This is a genomic window from Agrilactobacillus composti DSM 18527 = JCM 14202 (assembly GCF_001436375.1).
GTDB classification, from domain to species: Bacteria; Bacillota; Bacilli; order Lactobacillales; family Lactobacillaceae; genus Agrilactobacillus; species Agrilactobacillus composti.
In genome coordinates this window covers 1-26,208 of record NZ_AZGA01000014.1, presented here as the reverse complement: position 1 = coordinate 26,208, position 26,208 = coordinate 1, and the positions used below count along the sequence as shown (strand labels likewise).

The 26,208-nt window shown below is 44.2% G+C and carries 25 protein-coding genes and 1 riboswitch; of the genes, 15 read left to right on the top strand and 10 right to left on the bottom strand.

Translation table 11 applies throughout. The features are described from left to right. Positions 1-115 precede the first annotated feature (115 nt). Together FC83_RS03985 and FC83_RS03980 are read right to left on the bottom strand one after the other, a co-directional pair. Positions 116-637, bottom strand: coding sequence for a YagU family protein (locus FC83_RS03985; RefSeq protein ID WP_057002422.1), 522 nt, complete (start codon positions 635-637; stop codon positions 116-118). 159 nt (positions 638-796) lie between these two features. Then, positions 797-1,870: a zinc-dependent alcohol dehydrogenase family protein gene (locus FC83_RS03980; RefSeq protein ID WP_035455561.1), complete on the bottom strand. Its 1,074-nt coding sequence runs from the start codon at positions 1,868-1,870 to the stop codon at positions 797-799. A 245-nt stretch (positions 1,871-2,115) separates the two neighbouring features. Between FC83_RS03980 and FC83_RS03975 the strand changes: the two genes are divergently transcribed. Next, the gene (locus FC83_RS03975) at positions 2,116-2,736 is read left to right on the top strand and encodes a sugar O-acetyltransferase (protein ID WP_057002421.1); all 621 of its coding nucleotides are present in this window, start codon (positions 2,116-2,118) and stop codon (positions 2,734-2,736) included. On the opposite strand, the gene FC83_RS03970 is transcribed toward FC83_RS03975, so the two are convergent. Then, entirely contained in the window at positions 2,733-3,062 is a 330-nt protein-coding gene (locus tag FC83_RS03970) for a hypothetical protein (RefSeq protein ID WP_035455563.1), read from the bottom strand. The genes FC83_RS03975 and FC83_RS03970 overlap by 4 nt on opposite strands. Positions 3,063-3,202: 140 nt before the next feature. Here FC83_RS03970 and FC83_RS03965 point away from each other — a divergent pair, with 140 nt between their 5' ends. Continuing rightward, positions 3,203-3,385 (top strand): hypothetical protein, encoded by a 183-nt coding sequence (locus tag FC83_RS03965; protein ID WP_035455565.1) that lies wholly within the window; start codon positions 3,203-3,205, stop codon positions 3,383-3,385. A gap of 23 nt (positions 3,386-3,408) precedes the next feature. Here FC83_RS03965 and FC83_RS03960 read toward each other — a convergent pair whose 3' ends face one another. Together FC83_RS03960 and FC83_RS03955 are read right to left on the bottom strand one after the other, a co-directional pair. After that, positions 3,409-3,858 (bottom strand): DUF3862 domain-containing protein, encoded by a 450-nt coding sequence (locus FC83_RS03960; protein WP_082622558.1) that lies wholly within the window; start codon positions 3,856-3,858, stop codon positions 3,409-3,411. A gap of 20 nt (positions 3,859-3,878) precedes the next feature. After that, positions 3,879-4,775, bottom strand: a complete 897-nt coding sequence (locus FC83_RS03955; RefSeq protein ID WP_057002419.1) for a hypothetical protein — start codon at positions 4,773-4,775, stop codon at positions 3,879-3,881. A gap of 236 nt (positions 4,776-5,011) precedes the next feature. On the opposite strand from FC83_RS03955, the gene FC83_RS03950 reads away from it, so the two are divergent. Then, a complete protein-coding gene (locus FC83_RS03950; protein ID WP_035455568.1) occupies positions 5,012-6,538 on the top strand; it encodes an L-lactate permease in 1,527 nt (508 codons plus the stop codon). A 50-nt stretch (positions 6,539-6,588) separates the two neighbouring features. Here the strand turns inward: FC83_RS03950 and FC83_RS03945 are convergent, their stop codons facing one another. After that, on the bottom strand, positions 6,589-7,509 hold the full coding sequence (locus FC83_RS03945) for a linear amide C-N hydrolase (RefSeq protein WP_052005033.1): 921 nt from the start codon (positions 7,507-7,509) through the stop codon (positions 6,589-6,591). Positions 7,510-7,670: 161 nt separating this feature from the next. On the opposite strand from FC83_RS03945, the gene FC83_RS03940 reads away from it, so the two are divergent. Together FC83_RS03940 and FC83_RS03935 are read left to right on the top strand one after the other, a co-directional pair. Beyond that, positions 7,671-8,990, top strand: coding sequence for an MFS transporter (locus tag FC83_RS03940; protein WP_035455570.1), 1,320 nt, complete (start codon positions 7,671-7,673; stop codon positions 8,988-8,990). Between the two features lie 141 nt (positions 8,991-9,131). Further along, complete coding sequence (locus tag FC83_RS03935) at positions 9,132-9,818, top strand: MgtC/SapB family protein (protein WP_035455572.1); 687 nt, start codon at positions 9,132-9,134, stop codon at positions 9,816-9,818. Positions 9,819-9,869: 51 nt separating this feature from the next. On the opposite strand, the gene FC83_RS03930 is transcribed toward FC83_RS03935, so the two are convergent. Further along, positions 9,870-10,832 carry a 2-hydroxyacid dehydrogenase family protein gene (locus FC83_RS03930; protein ID WP_035455575.1) on the bottom strand — a complete coding sequence of 321 codons (963 nt, stop codon included), beginning with the start codon at positions 10,830-10,832 and terminating at the stop codon, positions 9,870-9,872. 175 nt (positions 10,833-11,007) lie between these two features. Between FC83_RS03930 and FC83_RS03925 the strand changes: the two genes are divergently transcribed. The 10 genes from FC83_RS03925 (at position 11,008) to FC83_RS03880 (ending at position 23,124) form a co-directional block, all read left to right on the top strand. Then, complete coding sequence (locus FC83_RS03925; protein WP_057002418.1) at positions 11,008-12,099, top strand: zinc-ribbon domain-containing protein; 1,092 nt, start codon at positions 11,008-11,010, stop codon at positions 12,097-12,099. A gap of 26 nt (positions 12,100-12,125) precedes the next feature. Further along, positions 12,126-13,361, top strand: a complete 1,236-nt coding sequence (locus FC83_RS03920; RefSeq protein WP_057002417.1) for an ArgE/DapE family deacylase — start codon at positions 12,126-12,128, stop codon at positions 13,359-13,361. 10 nt (positions 13,362-13,371) lie between these two features. Further along, positions 13,372-14,133 carry a hypothetical protein gene (locus FC83_RS03915; RefSeq protein WP_057002416.1) on the top strand — a complete coding sequence of 254 codons (762 nt, stop codon included), beginning with the start codon at positions 13,372-13,374 and terminating at the stop codon, positions 14,131-14,133. Between the two features lie 100 nt (positions 14,134-14,233). Next, entirely contained in the window at positions 14,234-15,586 is a 1,353-nt protein-coding gene (locus tag FC83_RS03910) for an FAD-dependent oxidoreductase (RefSeq protein WP_035455580.1), read from the top strand. A 299-nt stretch (positions 15,587-15,885) separates the two neighbouring features. Beyond that, entirely contained in the window at positions 15,886-17,907 is a 2,022-nt protein-coding gene (locus FC83_RS03905; RefSeq protein ID WP_057002415.1) for a coiled-coil domain-containing protein, read from the top strand. Then, complete coding sequence (locus FC83_RS03900; RefSeq protein ID WP_035455593.1) at positions 17,907-19,154, top strand: glycosyltransferase; 1,248 nt, start codon at positions 17,907-17,909, stop codon at positions 19,152-19,154. The genes FC83_RS03905 and FC83_RS03900 overlap by 1 nt, the downstream gene beginning before the upstream one ends. A 374-nt stretch (positions 19,155-19,528) precedes the next feature. Further along, positions 19,529-20,590: a PTS sugar transporter subunit IIC gene (locus FC83_RS03895; protein WP_035455596.1), complete on the top strand. Its 1,062-nt coding sequence runs from the start codon at positions 19,529-19,531 to the stop codon at positions 20,588-20,590. Positions 20,591-20,627: 37 nt separating this feature from the next. Next, positions 20,628-21,287: an L-serine ammonia-lyase, iron-sulfur-dependent subunit beta gene (gene sdaAB, locus FC83_RS03890; RefSeq protein ID WP_035455598.1), complete on the top strand. Its 660-nt coding sequence runs from the start codon at positions 20,628-20,630 to the stop codon at positions 21,285-21,287. A gap of 13 nt (positions 21,288-21,300) precedes the next feature. Beyond that, on the top strand, positions 21,301-22,191 hold the full coding sequence (gene sdaAA, locus FC83_RS03885) for an L-serine ammonia-lyase, iron-sulfur-dependent, subunit alpha (RefSeq protein WP_035455600.1): 891 nt from the start codon (positions 21,301-21,303) through the stop codon (positions 22,189-22,191). 174 nt (positions 22,192-22,365) lie between these two features. Next, positions 22,366-23,124, top strand: a complete 759-nt coding sequence (locus FC83_RS03880) for a helix-turn-helix transcriptional regulator (RefSeq protein WP_057002414.1) — start codon at positions 22,366-22,368, stop codon at positions 23,122-23,124. 36 nt (positions 23,125-23,160) lie between these two features. Here FC83_RS03880 and FC83_RS03875 read toward each other — a convergent pair whose 3' ends face one another. Genes FC83_RS03875 through FC83_RS03865 form a run of 3 tightly spaced genes read right to left on the bottom strand, consistent with a single transcriptional unit; the run spans position 23,161 to position 25,819 of the window. Further along, on the bottom strand, positions 23,161-23,787 hold the full coding sequence (locus tag FC83_RS03875) for an energy-coupling factor transporter transmembrane component T family protein (RefSeq protein ID WP_235184374.1): 627 nt from the start codon (positions 23,785-23,787) through the stop codon (positions 23,161-23,163). Positions 23,788-23,797: 10 nt separating this feature from the next. Then, positions 23,798-25,237 (bottom strand): ABC transporter ATP-binding protein, encoded by a 1,440-nt coding sequence (locus FC83_RS03870; RefSeq protein ID WP_236700806.1) that lies wholly within the window; start codon positions 25,235-25,237, stop codon positions 23,798-23,800. A 6-nt stretch (positions 25,238-25,243) separates the two neighbouring features. Continuing rightward, positions 25,244-25,819, bottom strand: coding sequence for an ECF transporter S component (locus tag FC83_RS03865; protein WP_035455606.1), 576 nt, complete (start codon positions 25,817-25,819; stop codon positions 25,244-25,246). A 130-nt stretch (positions 25,820-25,949) separates the two neighbouring features. Further along, a riboswitch (TPP riboswitch) is annotated at positions 25,950-26,042 on the bottom strand. Between the last annotated feature and the right edge of the window lie 166 nt (positions 26,043-26,208).

Here is a 26,208-nt window from a genome sequence, read left to right as displayed (position 1 = left end):
CCTTTATGGGTTTTTCTGTCCACTAATATGTTCAACTTAAATTTTACAATCTACCATTTAAAAAATAGCAGCCCACCGAGTTGTCGATGGCCTGCTATTTTTTTACAAACAATTGTTAATCTAATAGGGAACGGGAACGACCGTATTTCAAAACCCAATTACTTCGAAAGACTTCAATTGTCCACATCCAAACCATATGGCCCAGTGCTTCGGAAATGTGTTCTTCAATGGGCTGATTCCAAATGGCCGGGACAGTGCCCATGAGCGGCATGATAATCAAGTGAAAGGCCACCCAAACAGCTAACCCAAAGACCATACCTTGACCAATGGTGATTTTAGCGTACTTTTGAGCTAACAGACAATAAATAATGGCAAAAGCAATTGAAAAGCCAAAGTGGACGATGAAACTCACCCAAGGCATTTGCGCACCTGAATAGGTATAGGTCAGATGGGTAATATGCTTAGGGATCCCAATTTGTTGCAACAGCATTTGGGGTGGGTTGGTAAGATTTCTCAGTGCCGTCCGGGTTGGTAAAATATTTTCCCAACCTAGTTTGACCAGACCGGAAATCAGACCCCCAAAAATACCAGCCCAAAGCAAAGTGCTAAGTGATACACTTCTTCTGGTAGATTCCATGATCAATAACCTCCATGATAAAAATAATTACATCTTCATGATAGTATGCGAGATTATAAAAACCAAGTTTATTTGAGAAAAAGCTAACGTACTTTACCAATTTGTAAGAAACAAAGGGCTTTCATGGAAATTGGTCTAATATTTTTAAGTTATTGGCCGCTAATCATCTGAACTGATTTTCAGTACACAAGCGCCCTGAATATCCCCCTTAGCCACATATTTCAAGGCATCTAAGGCTTTATCCAAAGGGTATTCATGAATTTCTGGATGGATATGCAACCGGTCCGCTAACGTTAAGAACTCTTCGCCGTCGCGCCGGGTATTGCTTTCAACACTGGTGAGCATCTTTTCATGAAATAAATCATTTTGATAATTTAGTGGTGGGACATCGGTCATGTGGATCCCGGCCATGGCCAGCGTGCCGCCAGGTGCCAGGCCTTCTAAGGCTTTGGGAACAATATCGCCCACCGGGGCAAAGATGATGGCTGAATCTAAGGGAACTGGCGGTAAATCATAGGCACCCTGGGCCGACGTTGCCCCTAGTTTTAAGGCAAACTTTCTAGCATCCTTACCTCGGGTCATCACGTGAACTTCAATCCCTTGAGCGAGGGCAATTTGGGCGGTAATATGGGCAGAACCGCCAAACCCATAAAGACCTAAGCGGCCGCCAGCAGGGATATTGGCCCGGCGAAAGGCCCGATAACCAATGATCCCGGCACACAGTAATGGGGCAGCTTCAGTGTTGCTAAATTGCGTCGGAATGCGATAGGCAAAGCCTTCAGGGACAGTTTCATATTCGGCATAACCGCCATCGTGATCCCAGCCTGTATATAAGGAATGGGGACAAAGGTTTTCCCGACCGGCACGGCAATATTTACAAACGCCGCAGGTCCACCGTAACCAAGGGATGCCAATCCGGTCTCCTAGTTTAAAGCGGCTGGTTTCGGGTCCAAAGGCCACCACCCGACCAACGATTTCATGGCCAGGGATCACGTGGGGCCGGTGCACGGCTAAATCGCCTTCAGCCACATGTAGGTCGGTATGACAGACACCACAGGCTAAAATTTTCACTAAAACTTCTCCCCGCTTAGGTTGTGGCACAGCCCGAGTGGTAAAACGCAGTGGTGCTTTTGCCCCATTAATGGGACCAGGTTGGACGACTTCCCAAGCTTTCATAGTTGTCGGCAAATTTGTGAATTGTTGTTGGTGTTGATTTGTTGTATTCGTAACCATTTTTTATCCTCCCATAATCTGATCGTGATAATTGGCAACTGAATATGACCCTTTCTAATAATCTAGACATCACCTTCATTCTAGGCAGTTTATGGTTTTTTGACAATGATAGACCTGATTTAAATTAAATTTCGGCTGGATACTTATCAATAAATACATGTTTTGGGACCAGTTTGAAACCCAATCCAATGTACGTTAGACTAGAGCGATAGTGTTTTAAGAAAATACATAAGGGGATAAAAATGATGCCAAGTCAAAAAGAACGCATGTTATCTGGAAAATTATACCGTGCTGCTGATACGGAGATCAGAGCTGTGAATTTTCGCGCCCGGCGCTTGACCCGCTTGTTTAATCAAACTACCGAAGAACAAATGGCTTATCGCCAAACTTTACTGAAAGAGCTCTTTTTGAAAACGGGTTCAGAGATTTATATTGAACAACCTTTCCATATTGATTACGGCCAGCATACGACCATCGGGGAACACTTTTATGCCAATTATGATTGTATCTTTATTGATACGGCGCCCATTACTATTGGCAATGATTTTTATTTAGCCCTACGGGTAGGGCTGTATACGGCTGGGCATCCTATTGATGCGGCCATTCGTAATGAGGACTTAGAATATGGCTATCCTATTACGATTGGAGATAGTGTTTGGATCGGGGCCAACGTCGTGGTAAACCCTGGTGTGACCATTGGCAGTAACGTGGTGATTGGCTCTGGGTCCGTCGTGACTAAAGCAATTCCGGATAATGTGGTGGCGGCTGGCAATCCTTGTCGGGTGATTCGGCCCATCACTAAAGAAGACCAGGATTTTTGGGCAAAACAAAAGGCCGACTATGTGGCCGACCCAGATGTCCATTAGATGCCAATTTTATAGGTGATCAGGCTAGTGACCACAGTAATGATTAGACTGATACCAGCCAAGGCGATTAAGCCCATACCAACGATTTTATGGCGTAAGTAGCGACTTAAAATATTCACCAGGCTAATCAAGAGGATGAGGGCAAAGACCATGGCACTGAGGCCAAAATAGTCATAGACTGTTTGGCCGGTGAAAAAAATCGTGCCAATGCCGATGATGATCAGCAGCCAAAACCACCATTGTCGCAAAAATGAATTTTCAGGATTATTGAAAAGACTATGCTGCCAAACACGTTTTAGGGCACGTTTGTCTTTTTTGTTTTGCATTATAAAAGTCACCTCAAGAATTTTTGAAAAATGTAAACGTTAACCGGACAAATTTGCCGAATTGACCCAGTTCCTATTGCGTTTTAGCGGGTATGATAGAGATTAGGATTCAAACTAATTTCATAACTGGGGGGTTATCAGTGGTATTAAGTGAAGCCAGAAAAAGAGCTAACAAAAGATGGGACGAAAAAAACCGGGAACGTAAACGTTATTTAAACAAGCGCTCCACGGCCCGCTGCTTTATTGCCAATCATGCAACGGATGAAGATATTGAAACTTTACAAGCACTCATCAATGAACGTAAAAAAAGCCGACTGGAATAGCCAGCTTTTTATTTTGGCCAAATTTATAGTCCGCGCTGTTCTTTAGCTTGGAGTTTATTGTTTACAAAGGTTAAGGAGACTTTACCGCTGTGATCATCGCCTTGTTGTTCGTAAATATAAATGACCCGAGAACTGCCGCTTTCAAAGGTGTTATCCACATCGTTAGGTAGACCCACTTGATTTAAAATGGTATCGGCATCAGCCCCAATTTTAAAATCATCATAAACAGCTAACGTGATGGGGACTTGATTGGTTTGATAGCCTGTCAGCTTTTTTTCATAGGCACGATTTTTTATGAAACTAACAATGATTGCTGCTTTAGGCTGGCCCTTGATATTGCGCCAAGTGATGGTTTTAAGCCGCTGCCCATCTTTGGTGCTAGCTTGTTGTTGCGTGGGTTCGCCAAACTGGGTACGCAGGGATTGATATGTTGTGCCTGCTGGGGCCAAAGCACTCAAGTCATCGATATTAATACTATTGAAGTCTTGGAACGTTAAGGCTTTAGCGCTAGCTGAAGGCGACTTTGTTTTTTTTTCGAAGTGGTAGTGGCTTTGTGCTTCGCACTAGACTTCGAAACTTGTTCAGTTTTAGCATCATTGTTCGTGGAGCTAGCGGTGTTTGAAGTGACATTAGAAACGAACAGCTTCACCACGACGATAATGATCAAAACAATCAAAACAATTAAAGTCCAAAACCACCACTTCTTATAAAAGGGCGCCGGTTCTTCGGTGTCAAAACGACTGGCGGCCCCGGGTTGATAGCCTGGGGTTTCTTTAGAGCGTCTTGAGGTAGCTTCATTGGCGGTTTCTGGGGTTGCATCCCCAGGCAAGGTAGCTGTGCCTAATTGTTGAATTGCTTCGGGTTGGGGCGCTTTACTTGGGTCAACTTCAGAACTAGTCGCTTCTTCAGTGGCATCAATGGATTTTTGAATGAGATGACTTAAAGCATGTTCCGGATCCATATAACGGGGCAACGTGTTGGGGACGGCAAGATTGTCAATGACGGTGGTAATGAAGCCATCCAATTGTTCATAAGTTGTTTGCGCTTGCTGCAAGGTGAGCCGTAATTGTTTTAAAATTGGATCGGTTTGTGCCTGCATCATTGGTGTGTTGTAATAGCGACAAAAAGTCAGGTATAGCCAAGAAATTTCCGCAATAATCGTATCATCAAGTTTATCAGCTTGTTGGCTAACATGAACCATGGCCTGGAGTAAAGCAATATTATGATCCCAGTCTTGTTGGGCCGCAGCTGCTTCAATTTGATTGTTAAAAATAGCTTGAATTAATGCATAATCGCCCATTGGTTCTGTGGTCGTTAATTGAACCTGCTGGGGATCAATTAAATCAGTTAATTGATATTTTTTTAAAATTGCTGCGATTTCATTTTCCAAACCGGACACCCCTTAAACAATATTGATAAATAAAACACATATGAAAAGACTTACCTCAAGTATAACTGATTTGTATGGGAATGGTGAACCATTTTTGCCAATAGAAAGGTGACCCAATTGGAATTATTAAAATTAGGGAATCCCCCAGACGTCTACAAGTGCAAATACTAAATTAAAATAGTACAATTAATTGGTAACATGAAAACGCTTTACAAATTAAGGAGGGATTTAACACTATGTGGCTTAATTTTATTTTTGCACTTATTCCCATCGTATGGCTCATTGTATCTTTAGGGGTCATCAAAATGGCTGCCGATCGAGCCTGTACCATCGGCTTAATCATTGCAATTTTTTTAGCAGTCGTTGCATTCAAAATGCCAGTTGTAGATAGCTTGTCCGGGGCCCTGGAAGGTATTGTCATGGGGATCTGGCCAATTGTCTATGTCATTTTGGCAGCGTTGTTTACGTATAATTTAACAACGAAGTCTGGCAGCATGAAGGTTATTCAAAATATGCTTTCAGCTATCACCACAGACAAACGGATTTTGACGTTGATTATTGCCTGGGGTTTTGGGGGCTTTCTAGAAGCCATTGCCGGTTTTGGGACCGCCGTTGCCATTCCAGCCGGGATTTTAATTGCCTTTGGTGTTGATCCAATTCGGGCGTCAGTGATTTGTTTGATCGCCAATACCACGCCAACTGCTTTTGGGGCCATTGGCTTGCCGGTTATCACCTTGGCCAACGTGACGCATTTAAATACCATGCATCTATCATTTATCGTAACCATGCAATTATTGCCACTGATTATTTTAATTCCATTCGTATTAGTGGCCTTGGTAGATGGGGGCTTAAAAGCCATTAAAGGCGTAGGCTTAACGACTTTTCTTTCCGGTTTAGCGTTTGCTTTACCCCAAGTTTTCGTGGCTAAATATGTAGGCGCTGAGTTGCCAGCTATTGTGGGGTCAATCGTTTGTATCATCGTCACTGTCTTAATGGCCCGGGTGCAAGGTCAGAAGGATGAAGAGGCTTTAAAACACATCCCCCGGCATACTACCAGCGAATTGTTGAAAGCTTGGGCACCTTTTATCCTCGTCTTTGTCATTGTCCTACTGGCTTCACCGTTGGATAAACCAGTGAATACCATGTTGGGCAAAGCCGTTACCGCCATTCAAATCTATACGGGACCAAAAGCCGTTCCTTATACGATTAACTGGCTATCTTCCCCGGGGACGTTGATCATTGTCGCCACTGTCCTGGGTGGGCTGATTCAAGGGATGTCCTTGGGTAAGATTTTTGGCGTCTTAGGCAACACGGCCAAACAAATTTGGCGGACGCTCATTACAGTCTGTGCCATCGTGGCTTTGGCCAAGGTCATGGGTTATTCTGGCATGACCCAAAGCTTAGCCGTGACTTTAGTAGCTATCATGGGGCCAGTTTATCCATTGATTGCCCCAGTTATCGGGGCGTTAGGGACCTTCATTACCGGATCGGATACATCTTCAAACGTGTTGTTTGGGAATTTACAACTGCAAGCAGCCACGACGTTGAAGGCGGATACCTATTGGGTTGTCAGTGCCAACATGGTGGGGGCAACAGCTGGTAAAATGATTTCACCACAAAGCATTGCCGTTGCTTCCGCAGCCACGCACCAAGAGGGTCAAGAAGGGAATATCTTGAAGGAATCCCTCAAGTGGTGTGGTGCTTATCTGGTAGTTATCTGTGCTTATATTTATGTGACCGGTTTGTTGTTCCATTTCTTATAAATTTCAATCAAGAAAAGATTGGGCCAAGGTTCAGTCTTTTTTTCGTGCCGTTAACTAAAAACTATTTCCCGGGAAATATGTGCGTAGTCTGCCAGGGACAAATGCTGCCAGCGATTGGTATTTAAATCATGAAAGGTATAAGTCAGGGACGCGGTATTTAGAAACATTTCATAGTGGGTATAGTCGTGATTCTGCAAATGGGCAGTATCGGTCTTCGGAATAATGACCTGGTCTAAAATGTGGAACAGGTCAGTGGTACTGAAAGTTGCCGGTAATTGGGCCCGCAAGATAGTGGCCCGTAAAAAACGATCGGTGGGAATGGTCCCGGTGGGCAGTGGCCCTTGAAAAGTTGCTGCGGCCCTTTGCAGTACTGTAGTGGTGCTAGTTTTAGCTAGACCTAGGAAAGCGGCTAGATTCGCCCCATGGCGCAGTAGATTAGGGGTATTGGTGAGCACCCCTAGGGGATTAGGTTGCAGAGTCAACGATAAGCTCCGGGGCTCCAAAACGGCCGTTGCGCCAGTGGGGTCGGTCAAGGCCCAGTGATAAGGATAAATCTTATTTAACTGGTGCCAAGTGGCTGAAACCAGGGCGATATTGGGTAAATCTGCCGCAACCTCGGCAATACTGGCGTGTTCGCCTAAGACCCAAGTGATGAAATCTTGGGGACTGAGATTCAAGCGTTGGGGCTGATTTTTAGGGTGATAGGTGGCTTCAAAAGGGAAATAAAGTTCAGCACAGGCTAAGCCAGCCTCATTGACCCCATCAGCCATTAAGTACGTTTTAGGGGCCACTTGGCGGCCACCGCCTAAAAGAGCATATTTGGTCGTGCGATAATTAGTTTCTGTTGCGGGGGTATAACGCCGCTTTCTGGGTAAATAAATGGGCAACCAAGGCGAAGTGGTGGGGAAATCCATGGTTCGCGCCAAAAGTGGCTGTTGTTGGGCGTTTTCAATGGTTAAACTGGTGCACATACTGGGCCTCCTTGAGTCAATATAGCATTTTTTTATAAAATTTAAGGCGAATCTGTACTTGTTTTGTATGAATTTGGATTAAACTATAACTGTTACGTATTCTCAATGCAAACAATAAGACGGTTTAACGCAATCGTTGTGGAAAGGAGCGATTCCTGTCAATGGATGGTAAATGGCAAACATCGCTTAGAGAAAGAATCAGTTATGGTTTAAGTGATGGGGCAGATAACTTGGTCTTCCAAGTTATGACTACCTATCTTCTATATTTTTATACCGATATTTATGGCTTGTCAGCAGCGGAAGTGGGGATGTTATTTTTGATTGCCCGCTTTGCCGATGTCATTGAAAGTGTGTTAATTGGGGTGATGATCGACCATACTCACTCCAAATATGGGCACAGCCGGCCCTTCTTCTTGTGGTACGCGGTGCCTTATGTGACCGTGGCCATTTTAACTTTCGTGGTACCACCTTTCAACCACACGGGCAAACTAGTTTGGGCTTATGGCACTTACTTGTTGTTAGGCTTCTTCTACAGCACGGTGAATTTACCGATTACCTCTATTTTACCAAGTTTAACGGATAATTCCCGGGAGATTACCCTACTAGGTGTGATTCGCCAGTTCTTTGGGCAAACCAGTCAAATTATCGTAGCTATTTTCACCTTGCCATTGATTGCCTTTTTTGGAGGTAACGATCAGCAAAGGGGCTTTTTGATCACGATCATTGTTTTTGCGGCGATTTCCTTAATTCTTATTTTGAATACCTTTGTGCATGTCAGAGAACGGATTCCCATGCCGCCGGCTACTAGCTTTAAGAAGACCTTTGATATGATTTTGCACAATAAACCTTGGTTAACGTTATCGGCGGTAATTTTCTTATATTGGGTGACCACATCCATGAAGAATCAAACCACGATTTATTATTTTAAATATAACTTGAACAAGGAAAATTTAGTACCTGTGGTCAACGCCTTCACAGCGGCGGCCTTGATCGGGATCATTGCCATCCCCTTTGTGACCCGCAAGTTTAGTAACAAAGCGACGATGATGTCGGGGCTGAGTATTGCGGTGAGTGGGCAATTATTGATTATTGCCGGTTCGGAACTATGGCCGAATTTGACCTTAATTTTTATCGGGACATTTATTAATACTGTTGGCAGCGGCATGGTCATTGCGCTGGTTTCTGTGATGATTTCGGATACGATCAAATACGCTCAACGGCAATTCAAAGTTGAGGCCAGTGGGTTGATGGCTTCAACCGACGATTTTGGGGTGAATTTAGGCTTAGGTTTAGGTGGCATGATATCAGCTGCCTTGCTGGCCAAAACAGGTTATGTGGCCAATCAGAGCCAAAATCAAGCGACCCTGCACATGATCACCTTAAATTATGCCTGGTTACCCCTGGTGGCTTATATTTTGATGATGCTGATCTTAAGTTTATACGATCAAAAGACTGTCCATGCCGTAACCAATGACAATTGAGCTGTGATGAAAAAAAGCCTGTCTCATAGGCTTTTTTTTGCCGAAATTACTAGTTAAGCAATCGCTGCGTCAAACAGTTTTGAATTTTGAGGGCAATGGTTCCTATAATGGAGTTAGTGTTGCAATAAAGGGGACATCATGATGCGCTTTTTTTGGTTATTTCAATTAGAATGGTGCTTACGGCTAATCGTTGCGGCCATCTGTGGCGGCTTGGTTGGCTTTGAACGCAAAGCCCGCTTGAAAACGGCTGGGACCCGGACCCATATGTTAGTGGCTGTGGGGTCAGCATTATTTATGTTGGTTTCAAAATATGGTTTTTTTGATGTGTTGAATCGGACCAATATGGCCTTAGATCCGTCAAGAATTGCCGCGCAAGTTGTCAGTGGCATCGGGTTTATCGGTGCTGGGACCATATTGACTCGGCATCACCAAATCGATGGGCTGACTACGGCGGCCGGGTTATGGGCCACGGCGGCCATTGGTTTAGCCATTGGGGCTGATATGTATGTGATCGGCATTGCCGGGACTTTGTGTATTTTAACCACCCAAACCATGGTACGCCATATCAAAGCCCTCCGAAACTCGTCACGTTACTTGTTACAACTGCAAGTGACGATGACCGGCCAACTGCAGGAAATGGATAAATTACCCCAACAATTAGCTGATCTAGGGTGCGCCACTATCAAAATGGCGATTTTATCTTACAATCCTAAAAACTATACCTTGAGTTTGATGATTAAATTAAAAAAACACACGGACCCTACGACTTTTATTCGTAAGATGAGTGCGTTATCCCATGTTAAATCCATTGATGTGATCGATCTTTAAAAAAAGCGCCGGACTTTCATAGGCTTGAAAGTCCGGCGCTTGTCTAAGACATTATTTATTGACGATATACTTCGGTTCTTTGCCGGCAACGATGGCAATTGTGTTTTCAGCAACAATTTGGGCCATGGCATCCCGGGCTTCAATGGTGGCATTCCCAATATGGGGTTCCAAAATAACATTGTTCAAATTTTTCAATTCCGGGTTCACATTGGGTTCATTTTCATAAACGTCTAATGCTGCGCCAGCAATATCTTCATCTTTAATGGCTTTGGCTAAAGCTGATTCATCGACAATTGGGCCCCGCGCCGCATTAATCAAGAACGCAGTTTTTTTCATTTTCTTGAAGACATCTGCGTTAATTAAGTGGGTGGTGCTGGCACTCAATGGGAGATGCAAGGTCAAATAATCAGCTTTGGCCACAACTTCATCAAAGCTGACAAATTTGGCATTGAGTTCTTTTTCAACTTTAGGATCTAGGCGATGATGTTGGGTATAAAGAATTTCCATATCAAAGCCCTTCAGTCGTTTGGCCACACCTTGACCAATTTGGCCCATGCCGATAATACCCAAGGTTTTATGGCTCACTTGATGACCTAAGAAAAATAGAGGTGCCCAGCCATTAAATCCTTTGGTCTGCATTAGCCGGTCACCTTCAACTACCCGTCTGGAAATGGCTAAAATCAAGGCCACGGCCAGTTCGGCTGTGGAGTCGGTGGAAACCAGCGGGGTGTTGGTAACGGGGATGCCCTTTTCTTTAGCATAGGCCACGTCAATATTGTTGAAACCGGCTCCATAATTTGCGATAAGTTTTAAGTTTTTACCAGCATCAATCACATCCTTATCTACTTGAGTGGACAAGGCGGTGATCAATACGTCGGCGTCAGGTACGGCAGCGATTAATTGTTGTTTTGAAATGAGTAAATTTCCGGTGTGTTCTTGAACCTCAATCTTGGCATTTGTCAGTAACGATTCAGCTTCTTGGGGAATTTTTACGGCAATAAATACTTTTGCCATTCTACTCACGCTCCTTTTCTTCTAATTTAAAGTTAAAACAATCCATGTGAATATGCAATCAAAAGCATTTACTAAATTTTTTTTATTCAAAGATTTCTCTGAAAATTGCGGGGAATCCGGATGGCAGTGTTATCATGGAATTAAGTTATATTTGTAATGAATGGAGGGCTTTGCCATGGATTTTTGTCCAAACTGTGGGGTTAGCATTGCAGCTGATCAAAATTTCTGTAAGAATTGCGGTTATCCGCTAACCGCCAAAGCGCGGCAAATGGTGATGGGTGTGGCCCAACGAATGCGCTTTATCGCCCCAGACGCGCCCAACACCGCCATATCTGCAACAACCCAAGCGCCAGATAAGGTACCACAAACCCGGACCAAACAGCAACCTGCTGCAGCACTAGCCGCGACGACGAAAGAAAATGACGATCCAATCAAACGGGCTTATGATCCTTATCGACCAGCCCATCTTGAAACACCAATCGATAAAAGCAATTTGGCTACGACACCTAAAAGTACCTATGACCCTTATGGCATAACCACTGACCCAGCGCCGACAAAGGGCTCGGGTAACACCCGTGCAGCCAGTCCAGAAGTGCCCAGCACCAGGACCAGTAGCGAGGGCGCAACTGGGCGCAGGCAGGCAATGGCCTCCCGACGTCAAGCTAAAGCAACGCCAAGTCAGGTGCAAGCGCCAAAAGAAGCGGCGGTGCGCTATCAAACAAAACCCCAAGGCTATGGTTCAGCACAACCAGCAGCCCTTTCCCGGGAACCGGGGTTTGAACATAGTCATGTGAGGGGCCATCAACGGGGCAAAAGCAGCACGGCAGTCGGCCAATCCCGCTTGTTAGACGGCCTGAATGGGATTTTTGCCATTATTTTAGGACTCACCAGCTTTTTTGGGGGGTTTATCAGTAATGGTCATTTTCTAGAACCCGGCGCCACCACCTTATCCTTATCTAAGACCATGGCCCTGGGCGGCAGCAATTTCCGCAGCACAATGATATTGTTGTTGAGTTTATTGTTAATCGGACCGATTGTTTTATTGATTTTTAGTGTTTGGCAAACCCACTTCGCAGCTAGCTTTAAATTGGCGGCCAGTGTCTTTTCCGTCTTAGCTTATATTGTGGTTTTTGGGCTGTTGATTGCCCAGGGTATTGTGTCTGCCGGCGCCATTTCGAATTTTCAATTCGGCTGGGCCGCTATTGCGGCCATTGTGGCGTTAGTGGTGAATTTTATTGTCAGTGTGCTAGATTTCATCAATCATTAGGGTAAATTAATTTGGAGGCAAAACGAATGGAAGAAAATAGAAAACTGTTGATTCTTAAAGACTTGGTTGCAATCAAAACCGAGAATAACAACGAAATCATGGTGGCCCGCTATCTCAAGCAACTATGTGATTTGGCGGGCATCTTCAATGAAATTTTGCCGATTAATGACGACCGGGCGAATTTTGTGGCCGAAATTGGCGATGGTCAACCCGTGGTGGTGCTCTCAGGTCATATGGATACTGTGATTGCTGACCCTAAAAGCTGGCAAACTGATCCTTTTGAATTAACACCTAAAGGGGATCGGCTTTATGGTCGGGGCGCGACAGACATGAAAAGTGGCTTGGCTGCTTTAGTGATTGCCATGATTGAATTAAAAGAGGCTAACGTTCAAATTAATGGGACGATTCGCCTGTTGGCTACTGCCGGTGAAGAAGTGGGACAACAGGGTGCTGAGATCTTGACCAAAGAAGGTTACATGAAGAATGTGGCTGCTTTGGTCATCGGCGAACCTTCTGGCTATCGGATTGCCTATGCCAATAAAGGCGAATTAGATATTACCTTGACCTCTAAGGGCAAAGCCGCCCACAGCTCTATGCCTAAATTAGGGAATAATGCGGTGGCCCATCTATTAGCCATTTTAAATCGCTTGCAAGCACAGGTTCAACAAGCCACCGCTAACCTTACCAGCCCAGATCTGGGAGAGACGCTATTTAACATTGACGTGATCCATGGTGGTGAGCAAGTCAATGCCATCCCCGCCTTGGCCACCGCCAAAATCAATATTCGAACGATTCCTGAATTTGCCAATGCCAAAATATTGCAAATCTTCCAGGATACCATTGCGGCTTATAATGAAAATACAGCTGGCCACATTGAGATGACTGTTGAGATGCAAACTAGTCCCATCTTAGGCGATCCCAAAGCCGACTTGGTGAAAATTGCCCAAAAAGTTGGCCAGCCTTATTTACAGCGGACCAACTATTCCGCAGAGACCTTGAATGAAATGAGCGCTGCCGCTAAAGCGACGGGTATTGCCTTTTCCCCAACTGAAATTGTAACCGTTGGGGTTTCAGGGGCAACAGATGCGGGGAAGTTTTTGGCGGATCGGCCCAAGGGTGCCACTTACTTGGTCTTTGGTCCCGGGAATGAAACGGCCCACCAGGATAATGAATATGTCTCTCAGCAAATGTATCTTAATTTTATTGAAATCTATAAAACTATGTTATTGACTTATCTAAATCACAATGATCAAACAAGGTAGATGACGCAATATGGGACACTATCCAGGCCGCCAACCCAGCCCCTTGACCAAAGACAGGCGCCAAGCGCTTTTAGAAATTGTTTTGGCTGCTTTACCCGCAGATATGCAACTCATGGGGGTCAATTTTGCCCGGGGCAGTGCCAGTTCTTATTGGCTATTACACCAAAGTGTTGGCACGAAGCATTATTGGCTGACGTTGCGCCTGGCCACGCATCCCTTATGGTTGGCCCATGCCCGCCAGTTAGAACTAACTTGGCCTGATTTTCGTGATTTTCAAGGGTTGGCAGGCCGCTTACGCTGGTACTTACGCCCCCAGCAGGTGGTGCAATGGCGCTATGAATTGTCGCCGTTAGATCGAGCGCTGTTACAATTTTTATTATATTTGGCGAGGCAGCAATTGGTATTTTTTGTACGCTTACCAGCAGTCTTAGCCGCCCAGCACAAGGGGGCTGTCTTTGATTCGACGCAGAATTTAAAGACGACCCAATTAATGCTAGGGGATCGCAATAATGTCAATCGTTTATTGCTGCCGGTTGAGCTTGTCGCTGTCCAACAAAAATTGGTGGATTTTTATGGGATGAATTTACTTTTTTCCCAGTTTACTGCCCATCAATTATTACGGTTAATGCCAACTAATCAGTGGTTGCAGACTATTTTGCAATTGACGCCGGCCCCCAATACTTGGTCAGCCCTATTGCGCCAAGGGTATGGGGTGGCATTATGGCAGCTGGGGCGACGGGCCATTCAAAAACAAGGCCAGCAACGACCATAAAACTTTAAGATTCTAGGCCTTTTAATTTCATTTTTATCTAAAAGTACGTTATGCTTTTAATTGTAATGGTTATTAATAATCTTATTGGAGGTAATTATAGATGAAAGTTATCGTAGTAGGTTCTTCTCATGGTGGTTATGAAGCAGTTCGACAATTATTGATGGATCATCCGGATGCGGAGATTCAATGGTATGAAAAGAGCGACTTTATTTCTTTCCTATCCTGCGGGATGCAACTATATCTTGAAGGTACCGTCAAAGATGTGAACACTGTCCGTTATGCCACTGCTGAAGGCATGCGTGCTGAAGGCGTCCACGTTTTTGTCCAACAAGAAATTACCAGCATTGATGCTAAAGCCCACAAGGTTAGTGTGACCAATCATGTGGATGGCAGTACTAGAGAAGAAACATATGATAAATTGATTTTAAGTGCCGGCGCTATTCCAGTACAAATTCCAGTACCGGGCCGCGATTTAGAGAATATCTATGCCATGCGGGGTCGGGATTGGGCCATTAAATTAAAGGCTAAAACAGTCGATCCAACTGTCAAAAATGTCGTTGTCATCGGTTCAGGCTACATAGGCATTGAAGCCGCCGAAGTTTTTGCAAAAGCTGGCATGAAAGTAACTGTGATTGATTTACTACCACGCTTATTGAGTCTTTATCTGGATGAAGAATTCACTGATATTTTGACCAAAGAGATGGGCGATCATGGCATTTATGCAGCGACTGGTCAAACCTTGCAATCCTTTGAAGGTAAAGATGGTAAAGTTACCAAAGTCATTACGGATCAAGGCGAATACCCAGCTGATTTAGTTGTTGAAGCAGCCGGCATTCGGCCAAATACAGCTTGGCTCAAGGACACTTTGGACTTGGATCAAACTGGCCGCATCAAAGTTAACGACTATATGCAAACTAGCCAACCAGATATCTTCGCCGTTGGGGATTCGGTGATGGCTAAATTCGCAGCCACTGGCAAAGAAGCCCCAATTGCCTTAGCAACTGTTGCTCGGCGTCAAGGGCGGTTTGCAGCTTTAAATATTGAAAAACCAACACACAAATTCCCAGGCGTCAGTGGCTCTTCGGCTTTGTCAGTGTTTGATTATAAATTTGCTTCTACTGGGGTTAAACAAGGCACTGCTGGTAAGTATGGGGTCGAAGTGAAATCTGTTTTGATTAAAGACACCCAAAGACCGGCCTTTATACCTGAAACCCAAAACCCAGAAGTTTACTTCAAATTAAGCTATGATCCTAAGACCCGTCGCGTGATGGGCGCACAGATCATGTCTAAAGCAGACGTGACTGCTAATATCAATGCCATTGCCCTGGCGATTCAAGGCAAAATGACTATTGATGATTTGGCTTACGCTGATTTCTTCTTCCAACCTGGTTTTGACCGGCCTTGGAATATTATGAACGTAGCTGCCCAACAAGCGGTTAGAAATGAACAATAGGCTTGTTCAAGACAAGTAGATAATTGATTGTGAGACCAAGGGCGCTGTATCGGCGCTCTTGGTTTTTTTGGTCACACGTAACAATTTTAAAACGGGCCGTAAATTTTGTTTTGCTGGGGATTAGAATGTGATAAAATTTATGGTGTATGTATTTGTTTCTCTCTGACGAGAAATAGGTATTTCATGTTATCATTAGATTATTATCCAATCACTCGTTTCAATGCCAACTTAAGTGCGTTTGCACCCACGCAGCATTGACTGATAAAGAATACGAATTTTATTTTGCTGGAGGGAATCAAATGGCACTTTTTAATCGCAAAAGTAAGGATGAACCAACTATTGCTAAGGCAATGGTCAGTGGTAGCAGTCCTGATAATGATCAAGATCAAGGGACAACACCAAATGCCGCTGCGACACCAAAACAAGCTGAAGCAACGACACCAGCAACTCAGCCGGCAACCCAACCAACCCAACCGGTTAGTAATAATACCACCGAGCCAGCTGCACAACATCGGATTGCTTCACAGACCGGGGGTGGTACTGTGGACGATACGGCGCAGCAAATTGCGCATATTGAATCACAAATGCAAGATCTATCCGTTCAATACAGCCACTTGCGGGATGGCTTGAAGTTGCGCATGTTCCAATTAAAGGCTTTCTTCTCCGATGGTTTAAATCAACAACAGGGTGCTTTAGATCGTTTGAACAAGCAGATCGATGATTTAAAAACCCAAATCCGAGATATCAACAATGAAGATGACGGCAAGTTCTTAGCAGAGAAACAAGAAATTGATGCCTTGTTACCTGACTTACAGGCGGCTGTTGACCAACAAGTGGCCCAGTTAAAAGCTGTCAATGAGCAAATGGCCCAACTGCAAGATCATGCCACTGAACTGGATGACAAAATTTCGGCCAGTCAAGCGCAAGAAGATCAGCTTTCTGAAGCAATCAAAGGCGAAACGGACTTAGCTAAGATTTTGGAATCTGTTGAAGCCAATAAGCAACAAGCATTGACTTTAGTAGAAGAGCGGAAACAATTGGCTGCCCAAAAAGCAGAAATTGACGGTCAAATTTCAGACTTAGGCGAAGATCTAGAAGCTGCTCAAACCAACTTGAATATTAAAGAAAGTGATTTGCATAAGCATCAAGACCAAACCGCAGCCATTGACAATCAAATTCAGCGGGCACAAAAACAACGGGCCCACAAGCTGGAGATACTCAACCAGTCCAAGGCTAAATTAGATGCTCAAGCGGCTCAAGTTTCTAAGCGGGTGGCCGACTTTGCTGCTGATCTGGATAAGGTCAATGGCCAAATCCAAGATCGTTTTGGCACGGGTTATTTGATTCAAAATGTTCAATTCTCCAATACCTTGAATTACATGGTATTGATGAATACCAATGATACCAACGATGCGGATCAAGCCAGTGAAATTCGCTTGTTTAAATTCTTGAATCAAAATGTTTCCCAACCAGTCACGGTGATTTCATTGAAATTTGATCTGCAGCTCAAAGATCATTTGATCAATTGGGCCCAAGAGCATCAGTTTGATGTGCCTAAGATGGTCAATATTTTTAATGAATTACAGGCTAATGCGGAAAGTACAGCGCCAGTTGTTACCATTCATGAAAATGAAAGTATCAAAGGGGCTTGGGATGCTGATAAGACCCACCGGGAATTTCGCGATGCTGAGGGCAATCTTTTAATGGTGGCCCAATATCAAAATAATGATCAAATCAAAGATATTTATTATTATGATGACAGTCGACTTAGCCGTATCAGTACGCTAAATGATCAAGGCCAATTGTCACGGACCCGGACTTTCCAACAAGATAACAGCGTCGTCGACGAATTCTTCCGGGTTGATGGGACGCTATGCCTGAAGTTTAGTTCTGAAGACCAAACTGTCAATAAAGTTGAAGTCTTTGATAACAATAATTTGCGGATCACTAGCTTTGCCGGTACTGAAGATTTCTATTACTGGTGGCTGGAGCAATATCTCAAGACCCAAGCAGACGTGGTCTTTATTGGGATGGATAATGATCCAATCTACCGTAAGATCACTTCAAGTACAAATGTTCAGGCGATTCCATACCTGATCAATGTCTCCAAGAACATTGGCAAGATCAAAGCAACGATGCACAGTGATCATCCTTGGCACAATGTCTTGGTAACCAGTCGCCATGATAAGCTGTTGCTGGAGAGTATTGCTGATCGGGATATGAATGTATCATCTGTTAGTCCTGATAGCGATATTGCCGACTTACCAGCTGCTTTACAGACAGATGAGACCAGTGCCTTAAATTCTGGACAAAACGCTTAATGTTGATTTTATTTAAGATTGTGATTGCTATTTCCTGGATTGCGGTCGTGTTTTGTTTGCTCTTACCAGTTATTCTCCTGCGCTTACGGGTCCCACCACAAAAAAGATCGACTCAGGATTTGAAAGCTTACCAGCTTTATTTATTGGTGCCCATGCACATTGAGGCTACCATTGCCCAGGATGCACTGGCGCATTTTTTACAGCGCAATATTGATACTGACTTCCAGTACAATATTCACTGGGTGGTGATTGAAGATGGGAGTACCGATTTGACTGAAGATCAATTGCGGCCCTTTGATAAGCGTTATCCCAACTTAGCGGTGATTTATCGCAAGTTTCAAGCCGCCACAGGGAAGGGGATGGCCCTCAATGCGGGGTTAGACTATCTTCGCCACAAAGTACCCAGTACACAATGGTCTAAGACCATTGTGGGGGTTTTAGATGCCGATGGCCAAATTGCCTCCACGGCTTTGTTAAAGGTCTTAAAGACCTTTGCCGCCGATGCAAAACTGGATATGTTACAAACCGCCGTTGCCATGACCAATACGAAGCGTTGGTTGGCCTTAGTCCAGGATTTTGAATTTCAAGTCTTCAACACACTTTTACAAAACCTGCGGGGCCATTTAAAGAACGTGGCTGGTTCGGGGAATGGGCAATTTTTTAGATTAAGCAGTTTACCGACTAAGTTTGCCTGGGGGCAGACTTTACTAGAGGACTTTGAGATCAGTACCAAGTTATTATTGCAGGCTAAAAAAACGGCCTATGCCTATGATCTGAAAGTTTACCAAGAAGCCACGGTATCTTGGCAAGCTTATTTACGGCAACGGACCCGCTGGGTTATCGGCGGATTACAGTGCCTGCACCAATTTCGCAAAGGCTTGGGGCAAAACCAGGCGCTACGATTTGGGGCTAAAGTTGAGATGTTCGCCTTCATGTTGGCTGCTTATACTACCATTGGCCTGGCATTGACCAATATCGTAGCTTTAGGGCTGCAGGTATATTTGCTGGTTAGTTATGGCCGTTTAAGTCTGATTTTGGTGGCGGTCCTTTGTTTGGGACTGATCATGAACAGTATGTTAGCCTATATCTATCGGGTCATGGCTCAGGCCAGTGTCGCGCAAGCAATCTTGATCGTGGTGACCTTGCCGTTTTATGCGGTGTTAACTTTGCCCATTGCCATTTCTGGTTTACTGGGGTATGTGCAGCATCATCACAATTGGGATAAAACCGATCATGGCATTCTGTGAAACACTGCGAATATATTATCAGAAATTGATATCCGTCAATTTATTGGCGGGTATTTTTTTGTGTTTTAAGAAAATTATCCGGGATTTTAGAGGTTGTGAAAAAATATTCTAAGTTTTTAATTAAACTGAAAAAAATGTGAAAACGCTATTATACCAAGGCGCTAATTGCCAAGAAAAGCATTTTATCATTTCCAAAATAGCTTTTATGAGGGAATAGCAAGCTAACTTGAGAAAAGTTTATCAGATATTAATGCAAAAATATTATCAGTGTGCTACTATTTAGGTGTTGATAAATTATTATTAATCCAGTAAGTGATAATGGTCACAAAACATGTGCCGGCCTGTTAGGTGACTAGAAAATGGAGGAAAATACAATGCAAATCGTTATTGGTGTCTTAGTGTTACTCGCCGTTATTGCATGTTTAACATTATTCACATTTAAAGCGCCAAACGGTAAAAAGGCCATCAGTGCCCTATCCGGTGCTGCTTGTGCCACATTCTTACCTCAAGCTTTTCTAAGTTACGCCGTCGGAGATGTTTTCCACATTGAATTCATCAAACAAATCGGGGATACAATGGGATCTCTTGGCGGACTTGCGGCCGGCACATTAGTCCCGTTAGCATTCGGGATTAGCCCAGTATTTGCAGTTTTGGTGGGGGTTTCCTTGTTAAAAGTTAAACTACTGCCTGCATTTATTGCTGCTTATGCCATCTCATTTGTCATTAAACAAATTCAAAAACGTGTGCCAGAAGGTATTGATTTAATCGCTGTTGTCTTGATTGGTCCAGCTTTAGCCAATGTTGTGGCTGCCTTGATTTCACCAGCCGTGCTCTCGGTGTTACACATTATCGGCGGTGCCATAACCTCTGCGCAACAATCCAATCCAATGGTCATGGCTGCCGTCCTTGGCTCTATCATTCCACTAGTCGGGATGACGCCACTGTCTTCAATGGTTCTAACCAGCTTGATCGGATTGACCGGGATACCAATGGCCATCGGGGCTTTAGGTTGTACCGGGAATTCATTCTTAAACTTCAGCTTCTTTAGAAAAATGAAGTTTGGTCCTAAATCTACGACAGTTGCAGTTACGATTGAACCTTTAACTCAGATTGATATTATCTCTTCTAACCCAGTCCCAATATTTGCCACGAACGCGGTGGCCGGGGCGATCAACGGGATTATCGTCGCCTCATTTGGCCTAGTGATCAATGTCACCGGGATGGCCACACCTTGGGCTGGCTTGATTGTCGCCTTTGGCTTTAACCCCGCCATTAAAGTTGCTTTAGCCGTCTTATTGATTTTAGTCAACAGTACAATTTGGGCTTACATTGGCGCATATGTCTTCAGAAACTTCAAGATTCATACCGTTGATGAAATCCGTGGCACAAATTCTAACACAACTAACGACGCACAAGCTGTTCAAGCTAACGCTTAATTGATATAATGAAATTAAATTCATGAGGTGAATAAATATGTCAGGAAATTATAAAAGTGTTTTTGATATAATCGGACCGATCATGATTGGCCCTTCAAGTTCACATACCGCAGGTGCCGTAGCGATAGGTCGTGCAGCAAACCGGATTTTTGGTGGTATTCCTGAAGACATTACCATTCATTATTACGAATCTTTTGCCCAAACCCACAAGGGCCATGGGACAGATTATGCCATCATCAGTGGTATCTTAGGCTTTGAACCCGATGACAAACGGGTACCCGATGCTTTAGATATCGCCCATGAACAAGGTATTAAGATTAAATTCATTGAAGAAGAGGGCGACAGCCCAATTGGCCATCCCAATACCGCCGTTTGCGAATTACGCAAAGGCAATCGCGAAATCATTGTGTCGGGTTGTTCTATCGGTGGGGGAACCATTGAAATCCGGGATATTAAGATGGATGGCTTCCACATCAAACCTAAGGGACCATTACCAATTTTGTTAGTTCAAAGCGAAAATGGTGGCAATTCTGAGAACTTTAGTGATAAATTGCAAAAGATCAACACCATTAACCATCATGCCAAATACGATGCCCCTGGCAAAGGTACAATGTATGAATATGACCTGGAAAATCGCTTGAAACAAAAAGATCTTAGCCAATTAGCTTCCAAAGACACTAAGATGGTTTATCTCTAAGGGGGAAACTAGCATGTATGATACAATTCAAGAACTTGTTGCTGCATCTATGAGTCAAAATAAACCTATTTCTGAAATAATGATCGAACAAGAAATGGCTAAAAATAGCGCTACTAGAGATGAAGTTTGGTCGCAAATGTCCAAGAACTTAGATGTCATGGCTGCCGCTGTTAAACGTGGGGTTGAAGGCGATGGTGTCTTCTCTAAGACTGGTTTGACCGGTGGTGAAGCTGTTTTATTGAAGAAATACCGGGAAAAAGGTCATACCTTATCCGGCGATAGTATGGTAGAAGCGGTGCAAAATGCCATCGCTACCAACGAAGTTAATGCTGCCATGGGCGTGGTTTGTGCCACCCCAACAGCTGGCTCCACTGGGACTTTACCAGGTGTCTTGTTTGTCATTCAAGAACGCTTAAACTTAGATCGGGACCAAATGATCCGCTTCTTATTCACCGCTGGTGCATTTGGCATGGTAATTGCTAATAATGCTTCAATTGCCGGTGCAACCGGGGGCTGCCAAGCTGAAGTAGGCAGTGCCTCTGCAATGGCTGCCGCTGCTGCCGTAGAAGTGGCGGGGGGCAATGCGGAACAGAGCTCTGAAGCACTAGCAATGGCTTTAAGCAATTTGTTAGGCTTGGTCTGTGATCCAGTTGCCGGCTTAGTAGAATTACCTTGTGTGAAACGGAATGCTATTGGTGCCGGGAATGCTTTAATTGCCGCTGATATGGCCTTAGCTGGTTGTACCAATAAAATTCCTGCTGACGAAGTGGTCACTGCCATGGATAAAATTGGTCGAGGTTTACCTCGGGCACTCCGGGAAACAGGCATTGGCGGTTTAGCAGGCACACCAACTGGTGTCAAAATGAAGATGACCATCTTTGGTCAATCTGTAGATGTCTCATAATCATTTATAAAAACAAACCTGGTGCTGATTGCTAGGATTCTTAAGAGGATTGAAAAACGCTTAAGGACCTGCATTCAGCACCTTTTTATTAATTTATTTGTTAAGACTTGCACTAAATTAATTGATAAATAATTATTAAAGTGATATTATCATAACAACGAGGAGGCGAAGGTTATGGGCGTTAATGAATTCATTCGCAGCTATATCCCCATGGTGGATTTTATTGCGGATATCTTAGGTAAAAATAGTGAAGTAGTCTTAAACGATTTGACAGATTTAGACCATTCTATTATTGCAATTCGGAATAACAGTATTTCACATCGGAAAATAGGTGATCCAGCTTCAGATTTAGCATTGCGAACAGTGCAAGCTGGCAACAAAGAACATCGGGATTTTATTGCCAATTATCGCGGTGTGACGTTTAACAACGCGACTTTATGTTCTTCGACTTATTTTCTGCGCTATGAGGGTAAGGTTGTGGCGATGATTTGTATTAACACCGATGAATCCTGCCTCAATGAATTACAGGCGAGTCTTAACAAGGTATTACATGCCTATAAACCGACACCAGATGAAATGCGGGATTTGGAAACCACACCAGAGGCCCAAATTCCCGCTGCGACGGCGCCAGCTTCAGATCCAGCGCCAGCATTAGAAAAACAACAAGAGTATGAACACTTAACGGTTTCATCTAAGCAATATGCCAAGCGAGTCGTGGCTGAATACTTAGCCGAAATTGGCATTCAAAAAGAATACATGAAACGCATCGACAAACTCAATTGTGTGAAGCGGCTGTATGAACAGGGCTTTTTCCAGCTGAAGGATAGTGTAGTGGATGCTGCTGAAGCACTAGGGGCGTCTGAACCTAGTGTTTACCGGTATTTACAAAATGTCCGCCAGGCTGATCCCAACGATGTGCAAAAAGAAGCGTAAAAAAATACCAGCGAAGAAATTTTCGCTGGTATTTTTTTACCCCAAACCGCTGAAAGCAACCACCTGCAAGCCCCCTAAAGCTAGTAGGGCCACCGCCCAATTCCATAGGGGCATGGGGTAGGTGTCAAAGTGACTGCGGTGTTGTTGTTCCCAAAAGCCGTGGGACTGCATGGATTGAGCTAAGTCATCGGACCAGCGCAAAGAAATCAGCACCGCTTTAAAAAAGATCTGTGGCGACCAGGCGTGGAGGACTTCTCCCCGCATTAAGGCCGCACTTTGAATTTGCTTAACCGTTTGGGTGACCCGGGGGATAAAATTAAAGGCCCCTAAAGTCCCATATACAAATTTGGACGGGATATGGCAATTCTGCTCCAGAGAACCCAATAAATTATTGATGGGCATGGTGAAGGTCACGATGGCCCCTAAGAAAATATAAGCATAGATCCGGGTGGATAGTAACCAGGAAGTATGCCAGACATCTCCGGTGCCGTGGAAATAAAAGGACATCCAGGTCCCTAAGATGGGGATCACTGGCATGAACAACAACCAGGCGATACGTTTAGGCGTCAAAGTGGGGATGAGGTAGACCAGGCATAAGGCTACCAAATACACATTGGCCCAAATGGATTGGGTAAAGGCAATTTCAAAACTGGCAAAAATCACAAAACCCAGTTTAATTGATGGATTGATAAGCCAGCACCTCCTGATAACTTAGGGTTTTATCAGCTAAAGCCAAATGGTAGTCGAAGAAATTCAGCACACCGGTGAGCTGGTGGCTGATCATGATAATGGTTTGCTGCTGTTTGGCTGCCATGGTGGCAATCATGGGCAAGACCACTTGAATCGAGGCCATGTCTAAGCCGGCCAGGGGTTCATCCAGCAATAGTACCGGGGTGCCCACAATCAACATTTCTAAAATCTGTAATTTCTTTTGCTGGCCCCCGGACAATTGATAAACAATGTGATCCTCTAAACCCTTTAAATGCAGGGCTTGCAATTGGTCACTAATGACCGCGGGGGTCCAAATTTCCGGATGATGGGCATGGGCCAGACTTAAATCCAGCTCTTCTTGTAAAGTGAGCCGCAAGTACTGCATCTGAGCGTTTTGAAATATCAAGGCTACCTTTTGGGCATATTGTTTGGGCCGAATCTTACGAATTTCTTCTTGTTGATAATAAATTGTCCCGGAAAAGGGATGTAACCGGGTCAAGGTTTTAAAGAGCGTGGATTTGCCGCTGCCATTGGCCCCCGTGAGCAGGACCATTTTACCCTGAAGTAAGGGCAGATTGGCATTTTGAACCAAGGGGCTTTCACCGGTGCCATAACTCAAATCCTTGAAATTCAGCACACAGTCGTCGGCGCTGATGGGCAGGGGGAAGCGGCGTTGTTGGTCAAAATGCTGAAATTTCGCGAATACCACCGAAAAATCAGCTATTTCTTGAACCTTGCCCTGATCAAATTGATATAAATGGTCCACCAAGTCAGCATAACCGCTGAGGTCGTGGTCGGCCAGTAGGATGGTTTTACCATGGTTGACCTGTAAGTCTTTTAACAAGGCCAACAGCTGTTGCCGGGAGGTCAGATCCACGCTGGCAAAGGGTTCATCTAAGATGATAAATTGGCTGTCCATAGCTAAGGTGATAGCTAAAGCCACCCTTTGCAATTCCCCACCGGATAAGGTATCGATTTTGCGATACCGCAGGTCGGTGATATGCAATTGGGCCAAAGCCGTTTTGATCCGTTGGGCCATATCGGCTTTAGGGAGCGCCAGATTTTCCAAAGTGAATTTAAATTCTAAATCTACGGTGGTCATGGCAAACTGATTCAAGGGATTTTGGAATAAAAAGGCAATCTTTTTCACGATGGCTCCGGGCTTCAGGTCAGCCAAGTCCTGGGCATCAATCAAGACCTGGCCACTTTGAATGGTGCCAGCAAACTCGGGATAAAGGCCATATAAGACTTTCATCAAGGTGGATTTACCACTGCCAGAGGGACCATACAAAATGTTGAAGGTATTGGCTTGAATGATTAGGTTGACATTATCTAAGATTTTGGGACTATCAGCTTCATAGCTGAAGGTCAAATTTTTAGCGCTAAGTTCCTTACTCATCATAGTAGGCTAACCGTGGGAGTGGGCGCGGGTGGCAATGCCAGATTTTAAGACTAGTTTTTGAATCCAGTAAACCAAAACGCCGCTGAAGAAGCCGATGGAAATGAAGCGGACCACAAATAATAGCAATAAGAATGCGGGCGTATATTTGGTATAACCAGCTTGGAATAAGGACCAGATAAAGGTCACGATGGTGCTGGTGATGGTGGAGATGAATAGGCCGAATTTGTCAAAGCGTTTGTAACCAGTGACGGCAAAGCCTAATTCATTCCCAACCCCTTGGACGAACCCGGCTAAAATAGCACTGGCCCCAAATTGGCCCCCTAAGAGCATTTCCACAAAGCCCCCCAAGGTTTCGGCAAAGACGCTGGCCCCAATCTTTTGGGTGAGGATGGCAGCCAGGGGACCGGCAATCATCCACAGACCCAGCATCAAATCGTTAGCCACCGGGCCCAGGCCAATGGCGGCTAGGGCAGCACTGACGAAATTGTAGACGAGATCGGTTAAAAAGAAAATCGCACCGCAAAAGATCCCGATCAAGGCGATGAAAATAATATCTCGGAGCTTATAACTTCTTGAATTCATGGCAAAATACTTCCTCTCAAAATGTGTTTACAAGACCGGCAACTAGTTTTGAGATGGGCAGCAAAAAAGCCATTTTCTTGCCGACTCAAATTCTCGAGTACGCAAAAAAATGGCTTGTAGAAGTCAAATTTATACAAATATCCAATATTCCCTACGCTAATATTACTTAGATCAGGTTCAATGGGTATAATCTCAGCCGTATATGGCACCCCAGAAAGTTTATTTAATTGTGTGGTCTTGTAACAAGAGCATCTTACCATGGCTTAGTAACTTCTGTAAAGTGGATTGGTTCAAATTATTTTATCAGCAAGTTTTAAAGAAAAGATTTGCAATTGGTAGATTGTAAAATTTAAGTTGAACATATTAGTGGACAGAAAAACCCATAAAGG